Annotated in this window: 12 protein-coding genes; 6 read left to right on the top strand and 6 right to left on the bottom strand. The window is 44.4% G+C overall.

Annotated features, from left to right (window positions below; genetic code table 11):
* Nucleotides 1-84: 84 nt before the first annotated feature.
* The 4 genes from LYNGBM3L_RS00885 to LYNGBM3L_RS00870 form a co-directional block, all read right to left on the bottom strand.
* On the bottom strand, nt 85-1,215 hold the full coding sequence (locus LYNGBM3L_RS00885) for a glycosyltransferase (protein ID WP_008177918.1): 1,131 nt from the start codon (nt 1,213-1,215) through the stop codon (nt 85-87).
* A gap of 126 nt (nt 1,216-1,341) precedes the next feature.
* A complete protein-coding gene (locus tag LYNGBM3L_RS39345; RefSeq protein WP_131827274.1) occupies nt 1,342-1,620 on the bottom strand; it encodes a hypothetical protein in 279 nt (92 codons plus the stop codon).
* A gap of 326 nt (nt 1,621-1,946) precedes the next feature.
* Entirely contained in the window at nt 1,947-2,384 is a 438-nt protein-coding gene (locus LYNGBM3L_RS00880) for a hypothetical protein (protein WP_044491854.1), read from the bottom strand.
* Nucleotides 2,385-2,873: 489 nt separating this feature from the next.
* Complete coding sequence (locus tag LYNGBM3L_RS00870) at nt 2,874-3,209, bottom strand: hypothetical protein (RefSeq protein WP_044491879.1); 336 nt, start codon at nt 3,207-3,209, stop codon at nt 2,874-2,876.
* Nucleotides 3,210-3,707: 498 nt separating this feature from the next.
* Here LYNGBM3L_RS00870 and LYNGBM3L_RS00865 point away from each other — a divergent pair, with 498 nt between their 5' ends.
* From LYNGBM3L_RS00865 to LYNGBM3L_RS34570, 6 genes are all read left to right on the top strand, one after another.
* Complete coding sequence (locus tag LYNGBM3L_RS00865) at nt 3,708-4,388, top strand: hypothetical protein (RefSeq protein WP_008177911.1); 681 nt, start codon at nt 3,708-3,710, stop codon at nt 4,386-4,388.
* Between the two features lie 237 nt (nt 4,389-4,625).
* Complete coding sequence (locus LYNGBM3L_RS00860; protein ID WP_008177909.1) at nt 4,626-6,371, top strand: ABC transporter ATP-binding protein; 1,746 nt, start codon at nt 4,626-4,628, stop codon at nt 6,369-6,371.
* Nucleotides 6,372-7,228: 857 nt separating this feature from the next.
* Entirely contained in the window at nt 7,229-9,922 is a 2,694-nt protein-coding gene (locus tag LYNGBM3L_RS00855) for a CHAT domain-containing protein (protein ID WP_008177907.1), read from the top strand.
* A gap of 334 nt (nt 9,923-10,256) precedes the next feature.
* Nucleotides 10,257-10,976: a DUF928 domain-containing protein gene (locus tag LYNGBM3L_RS00850; RefSeq protein ID WP_131827273.1), complete on the top strand. Its 720-nt coding sequence runs from the start codon at nt 10,257-10,259 to the stop codon at nt 10,974-10,976.
* A 680-nt stretch (nt 10,977-11,656) separates the two neighbouring features.
* A complete protein-coding gene (locus LYNGBM3L_RS00845; protein ID WP_008177901.1) occupies nt 11,657-14,389 on the top strand; it encodes a CHASE2 domain-containing protein in 2,733 nt (910 codons plus the stop codon).
* A 4-nt stretch (nt 14,390-14,393) separates the two neighbouring features.
* Nucleotides 14,394-15,680: an ATP-binding response regulator gene (locus LYNGBM3L_RS34570; RefSeq protein WP_008177898.1), complete on the top strand. Its 1,287-nt coding sequence runs from the start codon at nt 14,394-14,396 to the stop codon at nt 15,678-15,680.
* Here the strand turns inward: LYNGBM3L_RS34570 and LYNGBM3L_RS00835 are convergent.
* Nucleotides 15,622-16,734, bottom strand: a complete 1,113-nt coding sequence (locus LYNGBM3L_RS00835) for an FHA domain-containing protein (RefSeq protein WP_008177896.1) — start codon at nt 16,732-16,734, stop codon at nt 15,622-15,624. The genes LYNGBM3L_RS34570 and LYNGBM3L_RS00835 overlap by 59 nt on opposite strands.
* Before the next feature lie 39 nt (nt 16,735-16,773).
* Nucleotides 16,774-17,063, bottom strand: a 290-nt coding sequence (locus LYNGBM3L_RS44835; protein ID WP_161603113.1) for a hypothetical protein, incomplete at its 5' end; no start/stop codon positions are given.

Below are 17,063 nucleotides of genomic sequence, written 5' to 3'. Positions count from 1 at the left end.
ACACCACACGTCATAATCATAAAGCTACGAGACACTCGCTATAGCGCATAGCCAGCTAGGATATTTAATTTTTTACCAGAGAAATTAAAACTGGTAGTCTTGATAACAGTTTTCCAAAAATGTCAGGTAGCGATCAGCAAAAATGTTGGGGGCAAATTTGGCAGCGTTTAACCGGCTCGCTTCCCGATTAAACTTTCCTGCCAAGGTCTCAAAGGTTTCCATGGCTTCAATCAAAGCCCTTGAGCTTTGCTCTGGAAACAATAGACCTGTACCACTGTCTAAATGTTGCCGAATATCTAGAACTGTTTCTAGTGCCCCACCAGCACCATAGGCAATCACCGGCGTACCACAAGCTTGGGCTTCCACCAGGGCAATGCCGAAATCCTCACAGGCAGCATAGACAAACCCTTTAGCTTTAGCCATATACTGCTCAACCACCTCATTGGGTTGAAATCCCATAAATTTTACATTCTTGTGAGCCAAGTTGCGAATCCCTGCTAAATCTGAGCCATCACCAATCACCACGAGAGGGTATCCCAGTTGATTAAAAGCTTGAACAATTAAAGATACTTGTTTGTAACTTACTATCCGGGAAACGGTCAGATAAAAATCTTCTTTTTCTTCCTGGAAAGGAAAACGTTCAATATTAACCGGTGGGTAAATAACTTCAGCCCTACGCCGATAGCAGCGCCAGATCCGCCGTGCTGTGTGATGAGAGTTGGCAATAAAGTAATCCACCCGATTTGCTGTAATCACGTCCCACTGACGTAACCGATGAAGCAGATAGCGAGTGATCAACCCTGGAAAACCCTGTCCCATAGAACTACTGCGCAAATAATCAAAGGTCAAGTCCCAGGCATAACGCATGGGCGTATGGCAGTAACAGATGTGCAGTTGTTGGGGACTAGTAAGGACACCCTTGGCAACAGCATGGGAAGAGGAGAGTATAATATTATACTCCCCTAGTTCCAGCTGTTCAATCGCTAAGGGTAGCAGCGGCAGATATTTCTGAACCCCGTTACGAGCGAAGGGTAAGTTCTGTAGGAATGTTGTGCCAATAGAGCGCTGATATAGATAACTCTGGGGATTGGTTGATTCAAAATCAATCAGGGCGTACAGGTCAGCATCAATGTGTTTGAGTATTTCTTGCACTACCAGTTCTGAGCCACCAGTTGCTTTGGGAGTCAACCACTCATGAACCAAGGCATATTTCATTAGATCTCAAAGGCAGATTGTTTAACAAAAATGGCGGAATTCCCCATCCAACTTTGACGGTGGGGATGGATAGTCAAATAGTTGATTATATGCTAATATGAATATAACTGGCTTAGGTCTACATGGTTAGGCATGGGCTGATGATAGTCGAGCTAGGTGGAATAGAGATGTAGTCAAAGCGCGTAAACGAACTCGACCACCGTTCGCAACAGCGTGCAGAAAAGGCAAGCGCAAGATGTCATTTAGACATAAATCAACTGGCACGACCGTTACAAACGGCGAAAACCAAGCGGCAAAAAGAATTATTGCCTGTGGAAGACGGGCGACTGCCTGTGGACGCTGAGTAAGACCATCACCAGATTCAGTTCTGGACTTTCTATTCTTAGGGAGTACCCAACGTGGCATCGGCGGATGAAGCGGGAAATCCTAAAGACGAATAAGACCGTCCTTGCTTCGCTGTTAGCGAAGCAAGTTGGGTTACTTCACATATACTACTGGCAGTACTTGAGAAACGAAACATACCATATACTTGAATGGTAAATTTACTATAGACCTAGCAGCTACGGTATTTTGGGTATTGCCTAACTAGCATATAAAAATATCGGGTTTTTCAGCTGCGCTCTAGACGGCGATTCTATAGCGCAGTCAGCCCACCACAAGACATCTAAACAACCTGTCTGGCAATACAGACGTCGAGGTAATAATAGGGTTTTATTAACTGTTTCAACCCCCTAGTTAGCTGAGCAGTAGGTATTAATATCCGCCACTAATTTTGGTTCTGGGGTGGTGGCTTTCTGCAAATTGCTCAAGGCTTCCTCCGCAGCTGAGCGGTCTTGCTTGTTAAAAGCCTCTACAAAGTCGCGAGTCGCCTTGCTGGTATTGCGATACATCTTAATAAAACCAGCTTGATAGTCTTGGAGCTGTTCGTCCTTAACTATTATCGATTCCATGTCTTGAGATGCCCCCTCCATAGCATTAGCTGCCTGGAGCATTGCCTCGGGATCACTTGATTCTCCACCATTAGTCAGGGTTTTAGCTTCTTCAACTGCCTGGTTCGCCACTTCAATAATTTTCTGACATTCAACTTTTTTGCCACTACAGCTAACGGTCAATAAGCTCATGAGTACAGTCGCCGGAACAAGCAGGAAGTACCGCGTTGGAAAATGCATTAATGCTCTCCTAATCAGTTTTGGGTACTCTCGTTGTGGTAGCATATTTTTACCATGCTGGAAAGCTTTAGCTTCATTTCCACAACACTCCACTCTTCAATGCACGGCGTTCAGAGTCAGGATAGGGTGAGCGCGTGGGTGTAGGCTGACTTTGACAGGACTTACGCAAAACTGGGCAACAAACATGCTGATGGTGTAGGGTCCTGAGGGAGACCCTACAAGTAGAGTTGCTGCGTAAGTCCTGATTGAGCCATAATTTTAACTGGTTCAAATAACTGAACGAGATTTCTTAGTTTCCTGGGAATGCTTTGGAGCAATTTATTCTCAATAAACCTGTCAATAATCCCCAAAAGTTTTGAGGGGTTTTGAAAGACGAAAGTATGCTCCAAAAGGAGGTTAGCCTTATTCTTACCCCAAACCCGATCTTTTCCACACCCCATACCCAGTCTAAATCGACAAGCTTGGTGCGTAACTCAACAGCCAGGAAAGTCAGTGTTCCCCTGCTTCAATCGCTGCAGCAAGCTGTTGCAAGGTTTGTGTGACTTGCTCAAGCTGTTTTAGAGACTCATTTTGAGTTTCTGCCAAGGTTTGCACCGCATCACTTAGAGCAAAAAGCTGGTAGCCTTGTTGTTGGACTTGCTGTCCTTGGTTTTGCACTTGAATCACAAAGTTATCGACCCGGTCAGCCAGACGGTCTATAGTTTCGGTAGTGGCAAGCACTGCCTCTCCGATTTGTCCAACAATTAATTCCAAACGACTGATGCGGTTTTCCACCGTCAGCGACTCTTGTATGGTAGGGGTCGTGTTGTATGAAGTGTTTCCCATTTGAGCTGGTTTATCCACCGGCAACGTTTTCAATCAAACATCAATATTGGCCATCAATATCGGCCATCAATATCGGCGCGAGGCAAACAGGCATGGAGTATGAAGTCTTGCCTAGTCTGCTATTAAATGGGGTCAGATCCAAATATCCCCTGTTAATTCGCCAAGGGTATTCTATGATTATTGGTTGAAATAGCAAAATTTCAACCCCTTTGACAGAAAACGTTTCCTAGTTTGATCCCACTCACACCAATTTCAAAGTGACCCTTTGCAGCCAATGGCAAGTATAATGCCGGTGTTAAGGCAATTCAGACTGGGGTGATTTACCTGTTGAGATATTCCTCAAACTGAGCATGTCGCCACGATTTGAGGGATTTATGCCTATCAAATTACCACAGTTGATCAATTAGCCGAATACGACTAGCCGGATAGGAGGTTGAGTTGTCGGATCAAACTTCCACAACAAACAGCTAACGGTCAAAAACTTACAAGGTATTCACTATGCAACTACTATTTCTAGTCCTGCTATGGGTAGTGCTTGGATTTTTGCTCGCCAAGCTGCTGCTCGAAATCATCCCTAAACAGTATTTCACCTGGCTTGGGGGTTTTTTGGTTTTTGCCATTATTGTCCTGCTGTTTTTCACCCCAACCAATGCCCTGGTTTCACCGATATGGACAATTTTCTCACTTCCCTTTCAACCATTGGGCTTAGCACTTCTGCTTTGGTTCCTAGGAGCAATGCGAATTAAAGGTGACAATATCTCTAACCCAGGACCTACCTTGATTTGGACGGGATTTTTTGTCTTGCTTGTCGCCAGCACCCCTTTTCTATCTAATCGGCTGGCTCAACTTCTCGGGCCTGGAGTCGTTCAAAACCAACCTGCGGTTCAAATGGCCAAAACAATCGGGTGGCAGGAGGAAACCCTCACTGCTTTTGTTCCCGATGGGGAATCAATTCAGCTTACTACTAATGCTAGTCCTTTCCCTAGGGACGCTGTGTTGGCTCAACTTGTTCCACCCAATCAAGCCCTTGGCATCCAAGCTTTTATCCCTTCTATCGGAGCCCTTGACCAGACTACCAGGGTAATTAACACCTTCTTTAGCAATATTTACTTCCAACTACGAGGAAGACCAGTTACCAGTACAGAAGTTGAATCGCCGACCGCAAGAGATGTTTCTTGAAATATAGACATTATGTTAACTACCCACATGAACCCAATCGGGTATAGTGTGGGTTTCTGGTTTCATCGGAAGTAAACCGATACCACCCTCGGCTCCCACCTTCAGTAAGGGTCGGTAATTTATGATTTGCGGTTCCCTTGAGGCTAAGTACTCCCCGATTTTTGGTGAAAGGTTAAGCCTAAAGGAAGGGAATTGTTTAAGATTGTAACCAGGATGGGAATTGTATAGTATTGTAACATGCTGAATTCCCGTCTAAAAAAACTGCTGCTTTACCTGCGCCCATACTGGCGACAGTCAGCCCTAGGTATTTTTGCCCTCCTTATTGTCAATGGACTTGGTGTTTATATCCCCTTACTGATCAGGGATACTATTGACGAGTTGAGTCAAACCTTGAGCTTCGACCAAGTCTGGAGCTTTGTGCTGCTTATTTTGATACTCACCTCATTGATGTGGGGGATTCGGATGGCTTCGCGCATCCTATTGTTTGGAGTGGGGCGCAAAGTGGAATTTGACCTGAAGCAACGGATTTTTAAGCATTTGCTGACATTGGAACCAGCCTATTTTTCTCAGAACACGATCGGTGATTTGATTAACCGAGCCACCAGTGATGTGGATAATATTCGGCGTCTATTGGGGTTTGCAGTTTTGAGTCTGGCAAATACGGTGTTTGCCTACTCTTTGACCGTGCCGGTTATGATTGGCATTGATCCGTGGTTGACGTTCTTAGCCTTGGCGGTTTATCCGTTGATGTTGATTATTGTCAAGCTATTTAGTGAGAAACTGCGCAGCCAACAACAAGAAGTCCAGGAGAAACTTTCTAACCTCAGTGAGCTGATTCAGGAAGATATGAGTGGTATCGCCATGATTAAAATATACGCTCAGGAAGAAAACGAGCGTCGTGCGTTCCATCAAATCAATCAGCAGCTTTTGGGAGCAAATCTCAATTTGGCAAGAACACGAAACTTTCTGTTTCCAATAATTGAGGCTCTTACTTACCTCAGCTTACTGGTGCTGTTAACTATTGGTCCTGGTTCCATTGAGTCCGGTGCTATCAGTATTGGTGACTTTGTGGCGCTGATTATCTACACTGAACGTTTAGTCTTCCCCACAGCACTGCTAGGGTTTACCATCACTGCTTATCAACGTGGTGAAGTGAGTATTGATCGTATTGAGTCGATTCTCTTGGCTCAGCCTCGGATTACCAATGCCCCAGATTCAGTTAGCTTGCCAACCCCAGTAAGAGGTCAGCTCAAGGCTGTCAACTTGAGTTACACTTACCCCAGCAGTCAAACTCCTGCCCTGAAAAATGTTAGCTTCACGATTAATGCAGGTGAGACAGTAGCGATTGTGGGAGCCATTGGTTCTGGAAAATCTACCCTGGCTAATGCCTTGCCTCGTTTGCTGGATATTCAAGCTAGTCAACTGTTTTTGGATGGATATGATACTACTAAGCTGCCCTTGCAGAACTTGCGGAATGCGATCGCATATGTTCCTCAAGACAGCTTCTTGTTCAGCACTAGCATTAAAAACAATATCTGCTACGGTATACCAATCAGCGAACACTCAGAGGTAGAATACGCGGCTTCGCAATCCCAAATTCACCCGGAAATTATGAATTTCCCCCAGCAGTACGAAACAATTGTTGGGGAAAGGGGAATAACCCTGTCTGGGGGGCAGCGACAACGTACTGCTTTAGCTAGAGCTCTGCTGATGGATGCACCAGTGCTGATTCTTGATGATGCACTTTCGAGTGTTGATAATCAGACAGCAACCCAAATTCTGGACAATCTCTCGGAAGGAGTCCAGCGCAAAACTGTAATTTTTATCTCCCATCAACTTTCAGCTGCTGCTAAAGCTGACCGGATTTTGGTAATGGACGCAGGGGAAATTGTCCAAACTGGTTCTCATGGTGAACTTCTACAACAACCTGGTATTTATCGCTTTCTTTGGGAGCAGCACCAATTAGAAGAAGTTTTGAAGTAGTTATTGAAGTAGTTAACATACCGTAAGCTATCAGCGTGTCGCGTATCAGCTTATGGGTTAGGTCACAGCGTCGAAGCCTGTGCCACGCTACTGTTCGCGCAGCGTGCGCGTAGCGCAATCGGTGCTTTTGAATAGAATAAGCTGACCGCTGACCACTGAATGCTTACAAAGTACCTAATAGCTAATAGCTTATCAACGGGACTGGCCGGATTCGAACCGGCGACCTAGCGCTTCAGATTGGTGTGAGTTTCCCCACTCTCTGGACTATACCTTCACCCTAGGTTAATACCTCTTAAGGTTAATACCCCTTAGGTGGTGGCCGTCTAGTCTCTCCACCTTCCTGCATTTAACCTCGACGATGACTCGCACACAGATTCAGGCTTGGCTCGGTATTGCCTTAGAGTACTGAATAAGCTAAATACCCCTTAGGTTTCACCGAATTTGACCACATTCACTCACGGAATTTCTTCCATGGTGCCCGATTTTTCAGGAGGCGCTTGCTCTATCCAGCTGAGCCACAGCCCCAATCGCCATATAACCGTATATTATCACAAAAGCTGTTGATTAAGCATCTATAGTGATACCCAATCAGCGTTTCACACCCCCGTTAACCCAACTGGTAACAGGGAATGGGTCATCGAACCCAATTTTTACGCAGTTTGTTGGTTGACGCTCTTGCCAAGAAAAGTGGGAACTATAGAACTAATCCCGATTAGCTCCCATATTGGGGAAGAGTATGTTCCGGTCATGGCTAATATTCACCTAATTAATAACTAATTAATAATTAATTAATAACTAAGATGACAGAAATTTATGGGAGCCCAAGAAAATTTGCTGGTAGTTATTGGACATAGATGATGAGCAAGCTAGGTAAGCTTCCCAAATCTAGTCACTATACTATCTGGTTAGGATTACTAACCTTTTTGATAGTGACTATGGTAGTTCCTGCTGTAGCCTATCCTGATCATTCGGTACTGGGGAGTAGAGCAAAGGTCGGTGGAAACCAGCAACTCGTTAGTGCTATTTCTAATCCCCAAACCTTTGTGCTAGAACCCACCAAGCATGGTTCAGAGTTGCTAGAGCAAGGCAGAACTCTCTATGAAGCCGGACGATTTGCTGAGGCGGCTGCTGTCTGGCAACAGGCAGCTGTTGGTTTTGAGCAACAAGGTGATGAAGTGGGACAAGCTTTGAGCTTGAGCTATCTCTCCTTAGCTGACCAACGATTGGGAAAATGGCAGCAAGCCCAGAGTGCTATTGACCAAAGTTTGAAGATTTTGCAGGGTATACAACTTAGGGAAAAAGGGTCGATTTTGGCTCAAGCGCTGACTATTCAGGGCAGTCTCAGAAATGCGATGGGACAAACGGAATCTGCTCTGGAAAGTTGGCAAAACTCAGAAGCTACGTATCAATCTCTAGGGGATGAGGTTGGCATCTTGGGTAGCCAGATTAACCAGGCTCAAGCCCTACAAACTATGGGCTTCTACAGGCGATCGCGAAAACTCTTAGAAGCTGTCAATGAAAAGCTCCAAGCTCAAGATGATTCCCTGCTTAAAGTCAAGGGATTGCGGAGTTTGGGAGTGGCTTTGCAAGTAGTGGGAGATGTACACGAATCCAGGGAAGTTTTAGAGCAAAGTTTGGAAATCGCCCAGAAGTTAGATTCTGCCACGGATACCAGTCACATTCTTTTCAGCTTGGGAAATACTTCCAGAAACTTACAAGAGCCGGAAACCGCCTTGAAGTATTACCAACAAGTGGTCACAAAAGCAACTAGCCCACAAATTCAAACTGAAGCACAACTCAACCAACTCAGCCTTTATATAGAACTAGACCAGCACAAGAAAGCGATCGCACTATTGCCTGCCATTGAATCTAATCTAGCTCAGCAGCCCCCCAGTCGAACCACAGTCTATGCTGCGGTCAACTTTGCTGAGAGCTTGTCAAAGTTGGCAGCTGCTTCAACTAGACAGTCACAAGGGGTGCCTATACCTATCCAAAAAGCCGCAAAAATTCTGGCACGAGCAGTGCAACAAGCCATGGAATTGGGGGATCCAACAGCTCAAGCTTATGCCATGACTCAGTTAGGTTCATTGTATGAACAAACCCAGCAGTGGTCCGAGGCTTTGAGGTTAACAGAGAATGCTCTACAGATTGCCCAAGGTAATCATGCCTCAGATATTGCCGCTCGTGCAGCTTGGCAACTGGGGAGGCTGCACAAACAGCAGGGGGATATCAACGAAGCGATCGCAGCTTACGATTCAGCGGTCAAAACTCTCCAGTCACTGCGCTCAGACTTAGTCGCTATCAATCGAGATGTCCAATTTTCTTTCACTGAAACTGTCGAACCGATCTATCGAGAGCTAGTTGAATTACTACTGCAACCTTCTGTCACCACCCCTGAGCCAGGAGGGGTATCCCAGGCAAAAGGCTCAGCAGAAATTAGTCAAGACCACCTGAAAAAGGCGATGCAAGTTATTGAATCGCTGCAATTAGCTGAATTAGAGAACTTTTTCCAGGAAGCCTGTTTAAAAGGTCAACCGAGGCAGATTGACCAAATTGACCAGAAAGCGGCAGTTATTTATCCTATTATTTTGCCAGAACGGTTAGAGGTGATTGTTTCTGTGCCAGGACAAGCCCTCCGTCACTACCAAACTTATATACCTCAAGCAGAGCTGGAGCAGTTCTTCCGACGGATGCGACAATCTTTGAATAGAGCTTTTTCTGAGCGAGCACGTCTCAAGCTCTATCAGCAAGGTTATGATTGGCTGATTAGACCTGCAGAATCTGAGTTAGAAGACCACGGCATCACCACTCTAGTATTTGTGCTAGATGGTTCTTTGCGGAATTTACCCATGTCCGCTCTCTATGATGGTCAACAGTATTTGATCGAGAAATATAGCATAGCTCTAAGTCCAGGATTGCAGCTTTTAGATCCACGCTCCCTTGAATCAAACCAGATCCAAGCTATAACTGCTGGGCTGAGTGAGGGTCGCCAAGGTTTTAAGCCGTTGCCAGCAGTAAAGCGAGAATTAGAACAGATTTCCTCAAAAATTTCCACAACAGTGCTTTTGAATCAGGAGTTTACTGATAGCAACCTCCAAAACGCTGTTGATGCACAACCTTTCCCAGTATTACATCTGGCAACCCACGGTCAGTTTAGTAGTACTGCCGATGAGACGTTTGTTTTAGCCTGGAACGATCGAATTAATGTCCGGCAATTCAATTCACTACTGCGCTCAAGAGAAAGACAAGACACTAATCCCATTGAATTATTGGTACTCAGTGCTTGCCAAACTGCTAGAGGGGATAATCGTGCTGTCTTGGGGTTAGCTGGAGTAGCAGTACGTTCGGGAGCACGGAGCACCTTAGCTACCCTATGGGCAGTAAGGGATGAATCTACTGCTCAGCTGATGGCTGAATTTTACAAGTATCTGGCTCAAGCAGGTGTAACTAAAGCTGAAGCATTGCGCCGTGCTCAGTTAGCGCTATTGAAAGGGGAATATAACCATCCTGTCTACTGGGCTCCCTTTGTGTTAGTGGGAAATTGGTTGTAATTGCTCTATAGCAGAAGTCAAAAGTCAGAAGTCAGAAGTCAGAAGTCAAACTCTTGCGCTTACAAAGGGTGTGAGACTTTTGTCATGTCCTAACTGCCCTGGCGACTGCTCTATCTCTAATCGAAGGACTTTTCAAACACATTCTTAGAGGACAATTGGGCATCAAACATACTAGAAATAAAACATAAAACAAACATGAACGCAAACATTAGGCGTTTATATTGAAAGTTCTAGCAACCCTCAAAATAAAAATTAGAAAGCGGTAAATAATCTGCTCTGCTTTCTGTGCCCAGCATGATCATAAAGAAAGTCCTGCAGCAATAGGAAATATTTTATGAAATCAAACAAATTAGCCGTGAGATTACCACTTTGTTTTACTTTACTATTCCTAGGAATGAATCTCATCCACAGTTTGCCAACTCAGGCGATCGGATTCAGAAATACGCAGAATCCAAGACCGGAGAGAGCAAGGGGAGGAGCTTCCCGGGGTGAAGATATTTGTTTCTCTGATGCTAAAACCACCACTTCATCAGTCACACCGCTGATGCCAGCCACTAATTTGGGCTTAACGGTAGCAGAACGTCCAACTTTGCTGGTATATGTTCCTCAGACTTCAGCTCAAGAAGCTTTTTTAAGTTTCGAGGATGAACAGCGAAACCATCATTACCAGTCCTTTATACGTCTGCCTAATCAGCCAGGTGTAATGGCGGTTCAATTACCACCTGAGGCTCCACCACTAAAGGTCGGTAAGAATTACCAGTGGTCTTTGGTGATGATTTGTGGGGAGTATTTAGAACCAGATAGTCCTGAGGTAACTGGATGGATTCGTCGAGTTGAAGCCAATTCTACCTTGATGAATCAGCACACATTAAAAGCCTCACTGAAAAAAGCCTCATTGTTGGCTAAAGATGGGATTTGGGTCGATACTGTCGCTACCCTCGCTGATTTAAGGCGAGCTGAACCAAGAAATTCAGTCTATCGCTCCCATTGGGAAGAACTGTTACAATCAGTAGGACTAAATGCGATCGCTAACCAGCCGTTGCTCAATAAATAAACTATAAATCACTGAACATCAGGCCATCAACTCTTATCCTGCAATCCTTGCAAAGCAAGGATTTAACCCTATGGGGCTCAAGGGGTTAGTTAGCAGCTGATCTGTGATAAATCCAAAAAATCTCGCTTCTTAAACCCGTGGTTTTAAACCAGGGGTTTAACATGGGGCTTAAAACAACTTACGGAATTGATTCCGTCCTATCCTGTCAATAGCTGAACTAAGAAACTCAATCAAGTATATAGCAATTATTCTTTGGGTGAGGTACAAATTATTCGGTTTTAGGGAGCAGGGAGCAGGGACTTCGGAGCAGATAACGGAGCAGATAACAGGTAAGTCGGAAGAGGGAAGAGGTAAAAAATTCTGTGTACCTCATAGCTATGATAATTGCTATAGTTGAGTCAGTTAGCAATTACCCATTACCAATTAGCCTCAATCATTCCATAATTGGGCAACGTCAATTTTTATCCCTTTTTTGCTTTTTTTCTCAAGACTGTTACTTAGTCAGGATTTACTGGGAACTCTGTAGGTAAGTTATCGACGGGTTAGTGACTCACCACAAAAGCAGTTCTACCGGTCGATGCTATTCCTGGAATCCTGCCAACCAATAGAAGCGCCTATAGGCTTCTCACCAAGGTTGGTAGAGAACAAACCTGACCTAGATTAGAGATTGACTAAGGGGAATGTGGCTTCACTTTAAAGAGCGTTTGAAGCAATGGCGCTTTGTATTTATAATAGCTCCAGTTGTGGCTGCACTAGTCACTGTTTTGGATACGGCAGGATGGTTCCAGCTACTGGAGTGGGCTACCCTGGATCAATTTTTTCGCCTGCGTCCGGTTGAAGACATTGATAATCGCATTGTGATTATCACCATAGATGAATCGGATCTGACTCAACTGGGAGGATGGCCGATTTCTGATGCTGTTTTAGCTGAGTTAATCACAAAAATTAAAGCATACCGGCCTCAAGGTATTGGTCTGGATATTTATCGCGATTTTCCAGTGGAACCTGGTTATCAGGAGTTCGTTGAGGTGATGAAGTCCACACCCAACTTGATTGGAGTGAAGTCCCTCGTGAGGGATAAAAGAGTTGCCCCACCTCCGACCTTAGCACAACGAGATCAAGTTGCTCTAGCAGATTTGGTGCTAGATGGGGATGGTAAAGTAAGGCGAAGCTTGATATCAGCAGCAGATGAATCCGGTAAGGATATACCTACTTTAGGGGTTAGATTGAGCTTGATGTATCTTCAAGCCAAAGGAATCAATCTCAAAAAAATCGATGGGAGGCGCGAGTATTACCAATTAGGTCAAGCAAGATTTTTCAATCTAACCGAGAAAAATGCTGGTTATCAAGGTGCAGATCTTGGAGGCTACCAAATATTGTTGAATTACCGTGGCACCCAGGAGCGCTTCAATACAGTTTCAATCAGTGATGTTCTGAGCAATAGAATTTCGCCGGAGCAGTTGTACAATCGCATTGTTTTGATTGGTATGACTGCACCGAGCCTTAACGACATTTTTCCGACGCCCTATGATAGCAGTCTCAGCTCTATCGTTCAGGAAATGCCTGGTGTTGTTATTCATGCCAATATCGCCAGCCAGATGTTGAGTGCAGCACTTGATGGACGACTTCTGCTGCGAGTATGGTATGTTAACGCACAGGGGCTGTGGATTTTTTGCTGTTCGTTGATCGGAGCCGTAGGAAGTTGGGTATTACCAGAGACTAACTGGTTAAGAAAACATCTCCTGAGCAAATTAATTCTGAGTATTTTGATGACAGGGGGCATGATTGTCGGTGGTAGCTATTTAGTCTTTCTAACAGGTTGGTGGATTCCTGTAATTTCCCCATTAATAGCTCTATGTTTATCGGCGATTTTAGGAACTAATACCCAGAATCAATGGCAATTGAAACAAGCTAACCAGCAATTGCAAGATTATTCTCGCACTCTGGAGGTCAAAGTTAAGGAGCGCACTCAAGAATTAGAAACAGCCAAAGTAGCTGCTGATGTTGCTAACCAGGCAAAAAGCGAATTTTTGGCTAACATGAGCCATGAACTGCGCACTCCCCTCAATGGCATTCTGGGATACGCTCAAATCCTCAAACGCTCTTCAAATATAAGTAAATCAGACCTGGATGGCATCGGTATTATTCACCAGTGTGGCTCCCATTTACTTACTTTAATCAATGATATTTTAGACCTATCGAAAATTGAAGCTCGGAAACTAGAGCTGCACAAAAGTGATATTCATTTTACTTCATTCTTGATGGGCGTGGTAGAAATTTGTCGGATTCGTGCCCAGCAAAAAGGTATATCGTTTATTTACCATGCCGAGCCTCAGCTGCCAGTGGGTATTTATGGGGATGAAAAACGCCTGCGGCAAGTTTTAATTAATTTACTGGGTAATGGGATTAAGTTTACTGATACTGGAAGTGTGACCTTTCAAGTAAGTTTAATCGGTTCATCGTTGAATGGTGACCCTTCCCACACAATCAGGTTTCAAATTGAAGATACTGGTGTCGGGATGACTCCAGAACAATTGAAAAAGATTTTTTTGCCGTTTGAGCAGGTAGGAGATACTAAAAAACAATCAGAAGGCACTGGCTTGGGATTGGCAATTAGTATGAAGCTTATTTCCCTAATGGGGAGTGAAATCAAAGTGGAAAGTACCTTAGGTGAGGGAAGTAGGTTTTGGCTAGATTTGGAACTAGCAACCACTACCGAATCGCCCCAGCAAGAAACAGTCGTAGACAGCAGCAATATTGTTGGCATTAAAGGGAAACGTCCAACCATACTAATAGTGGATGATCATCTCAACAATCGCTCGTTACTCATTAACCTACTAGAGTCGATTGGATTTCGTTGTTTTGAAGCAAGTAATGGTCAAGAAGGTTATCAGCAAGCAACAGAAATTAAGCCCGATTTAATTTTGACAGACATTGTGATGCCAATTATGGATGGATTGGAAATGATCGGTGCTATTAGGAAATCACAGCAATTGCCAAATGTAGTGATTATGGTTGTATCTGCTAGTGCCTTTGAAACTGACATAACAAACAGTATAAAGACTGGAGCTGATGCATTTTTATCTAAGCCAATTAACATGGATTATCTTTTTAATCAGTTACAAAAATATTTAAAAATTAATTGGATTTATGAACATAATAACAACCTAGAAAGTATAACTTCAGAAAATCTATCACTGGAGACAGGTGAAATTTTTGCTCCACCAGCTGAGGTAATTGATCAGCTATTTGAATTGGCCAAAAGAGGCAATATCCATGGCATAGATAAAACCTTGGTTGAACTGGAACAGAGCGATAAAAAATATCGGCATTTTGCCAAGGAGTTAAGGCAATTAGCAACTAGCTTTCAGGTTAAGCAAATTCGGGAATTTATAAAATCGTTCAGGGGGTAAATCCATGACTATCACTAAAGTTGATCAAGCCACTATCTTGATCGTTGATGACAATCCCACGAATTTGAAAGTGTTGTCGGAAGCGATCGCAAATTCGGGATGGGAAATATTGGTAGCAACTGATGGTGAAACGGCTATCGATCAGAGCGAATATGCAACACCAGATCTAATTTTGTTAGATGTAATCATGCCGGTAATGGATGGTTTTGAAACCTGCCGCCGACTGAAATCTAATCCGGCAACTAATGAAATACCAGTGATTTTTATGACTGCTCTGAATGACACGGTTGATAAGATCAAAGGTTTGTCCCTGGGGGCTGTAGATTACATCACCAAGCCGTTTCAGACTGAAGAAGTGTTAGCCCGTCTCAAGGTGCATTTACAACTGCATTTCCTGACCAAACAACTAGAAGACCAAAATTTGTACTTAGAGGAGCGGGTAGCGGAACGCACTGCTGATCTACAACAGGCAAACCAGCAACTGCGAGAATTAGAAGCTCAGCTACGCAAAGCTCTAGCCCAAGAACAAGAATTCAATCATCTTAAATCTCGGATGATCATAGCCATTTCCCATGAGTACCGCACGCCCTTGACCAGCATTCTCTCCAGTTCTGAACTGCTGGAAGCTTACTGCCATCGATGGGATAAATCTAAACAAAGCCAACATTTTCAACGGATCCGAGCAGCTGTTCAACGGATAACGGACTTAATGGGTAATGTGATGTTCCTGAATAAGGCAGAATTTGAACAACTGGAGTTTCAGCCTACTCCTTTGGATTTAGGGGTATTTGTGCGTGATCTAGTGGATGACATGCAACAGCACTATGGTGATAAACATCACCTGATTTTAAACATTGATCAAGACTGTGGGCGACCGTTGTTTGATTCTAAGCTGCTACTGCAAATCCTTACCCATCTGATTGACAATGCCATCAAGTATTCCCCTAATGGAGGCAAGGTTTTGATCAAGTTTACCTGTCAAAATAACCAAGTTATTTTTGAGGTGAGTGATGACGGGATTGGCATTCCTAGGAAAGAGCAACATAATCTATTTAATGCTTTTCATCGAGGCTCGAATGTAGAAAATATTTCTGGTACTGGACTGGGGTTAGCCATTGTCAAAAAATGTGTCGATATTCATGGTGGGACAATTAGTCTAAACAGTGATGTTAGCGTTGGCACTACTTTTACGGTAATGCTGCCTCGTAGAGTATTAGATGCGGATCAACTGCTCAAGGTAACTGGAAAGTCCATTCCTGATTACCAATCTGGATCACATTTCCTGCACTAAGCCAAAAGGGTTGATGGGAACTAAGCCGCTGTTGGTCCACAAAAGTACCATTGGAACTACCCACATCAATGATTTGGTAGCGCACTTTGTCCTGAGGCTCTGGAATTTGGAGAATTTGGGCATGGTTGCGAGAACACATCGCATCTTCTAACACTAGGGTGTTCGTGGGTTCTCTGCCAATGGTGAAAGGATTAGCAGACAAAACAATCATGGCACCGGATGAACGGTTTACTAAACGCCCCTTGCTTGCTGGGGTAGGATTGGAAAAAAGTACGGTTGGGGCAAGTACTGGTTGATCGCGAATGGGCAGACTGGGTGTGGCGGCTGATTCGTCTGGAATTGTAGCCCTAGGTACTTCCTGATTGACAATGGAGTGTTTAGAGTTAGCTTCTCCACCAGGGAGGATATTGACTTGCTGGATTGGTGGTGGGGAGAGTTCTGGGCGACCAGCATTGGCAATCTGCATTTTTAGGACGGCTTCATGTTCTGCTTCCTGTCGAGCACTCATCCCTTCGACTTGACGAATTATCCCCCGTGTGTTAGGAAAGCTGATGTCACTGACTCGCACATCTTCGATGGAAAAGCCTACGGTATAGTAAACGTCAACATGGTCGAGAATGTATTGTCGGACTTCTACTCGTCCCTGATTGGTTAACTGTTCCATCCTTAGGTGACTAATTGCTACTCCTAAACTATCTTTAACGGCACTAGTTAGGGCAGCAATGGGGTCAGATATTTCTAGGGCAACTCGTTTGGCATCTACCACTTGATACATTACATTCAAAGAGACATTGACAAGATACTGATCCCGGGATAGAAAGTCTCCTTGGGAGGTAATGGGCAAGTGCCGGAGTTTGCTGTCTACTAGGAGCAGTTCACATTTTTCTAGCCAGGGTAGGGCGAAGCTGACATGACGCCCTGGCTTCCATACCCGCACACACCGACCATTTTTGACAAATAAAGCAATATAGCCTGCCCCGATAAAGTCCATGCTCCATCCTGCCCAACGGTCTGGGGTCAGGGTTTGAATCAGTGGGGGTGAGTTACCAGACATTAGATTTTGTTTAGAAGAGTGATGGGAGTAGTGCTTTTTTTAGCATTCCGCCGACAGGATAGTCCGATGGAATGCTGCCTGATCAATAGCTAGATGAATGTGGGACAGGGATTTACTGAAACTGACTGAATCAATTATAACGGTTTGTACTTGAGTACAATATATCGGGTTGTTTAGAAGGGGGAAGTGTGGGGAGATGGGGAGATGGGGAGATGGGGAGATGGGGAGAGGTTGGAGGGTTCCTAGCACAAACCATTTTTGCGATCGCGTAGCGGCTCGTACCGAGCATCGCGTAGCGTGACCTAAGGTCAATCGCACTTTTAGAATTT

This window comes from Moorena producens 3L, assembly GCF_000211815.1.
In the GTDB taxonomy this organism is placed as follows: Bacteria; Cyanobacteriota; Cyanobacteriia; order Cyanobacteriales; family Coleofasciculaceae; genus Moorena; species Moorena producens.
The sequence above is the reverse complement of the archived record's forward strand: the minus strand, read 5'-3'. Positions and strand labels throughout refer to the sequence as shown.

Bases quoted from the DNA above. Each gene is read 5' to 3' on its own strand.
- LYNGBM3L_RS00885 (WP_008177918.1), bottom strand. From the start codon at position 1,215: ATGAAATATGCCTTGGTTCATGAGTGGTTGACTCCCAAAGCAACTGGT.
- LYNGBM3L_RS39345 (WP_131827274.1), bottom strand. From the start codon at position 1,620: ATGCCACGTTGGGTACTCCCTAAGAATAGAAAGTCCAGAACTGAATCT.
- LYNGBM3L_RS00880 (WP_044491854.1), bottom strand. From the start codon at position 2,384: ATGCATTTTCCAACGCGGTACTTCCTGCTTGTTCCGGCGACTGTACTC.
- LYNGBM3L_RS00870 (WP_044491879.1), bottom strand. From the start codon at position 3,209: ATGGGAAACACTTCATACAACACGACCCCTACCATACAAGAGTCGCTG.
- LYNGBM3L_RS00865 (WP_008177911.1), top strand. From the start codon at position 3,708: ATGCAACTACTATTTCTAGTCCTGCTATGGGTAGTGCTTGGATTTTTG.
- LYNGBM3L_RS00860 (WP_008177909.1), top strand. From the start codon at position 4,626: ATGCTGAATTCCCGTCTAAAAAAACTGCTGCTTTACCTGCGCCCATAC.
- LYNGBM3L_RS00855 (WP_008177907.1), top strand. From the start codon at position 7,229: ATGAGCAAGCTAGGTAAGCTTCCCAAATCTAGTCACTATACTATCTGG.
- LYNGBM3L_RS00850 (WP_131827273.1), top strand. From the start codon at position 10,257: ATGAAATCAAACAAATTAGCCGTGAGATTACCACTTTGTTTTACTTTA.
- LYNGBM3L_RS00845 (WP_008177901.1), top strand. From the start codon at position 11,657: ATGTGGCTTCACTTTAAAGAGCGTTTGAAGCAATGGCGCTTTGTATTT.
- LYNGBM3L_RS34570 (WP_008177898.1), top strand. From the start codon at position 14,394: ATGACTATCACTAAAGTTGATCAAGCCACTATCTTGATCGTTGATGAC.
- LYNGBM3L_RS00835 (WP_008177896.1), bottom strand. From the start codon at position 16,734: ATGTCTGGTAACTCACCCCCACTGATTCAAACCCTGACCCCAGACCGT.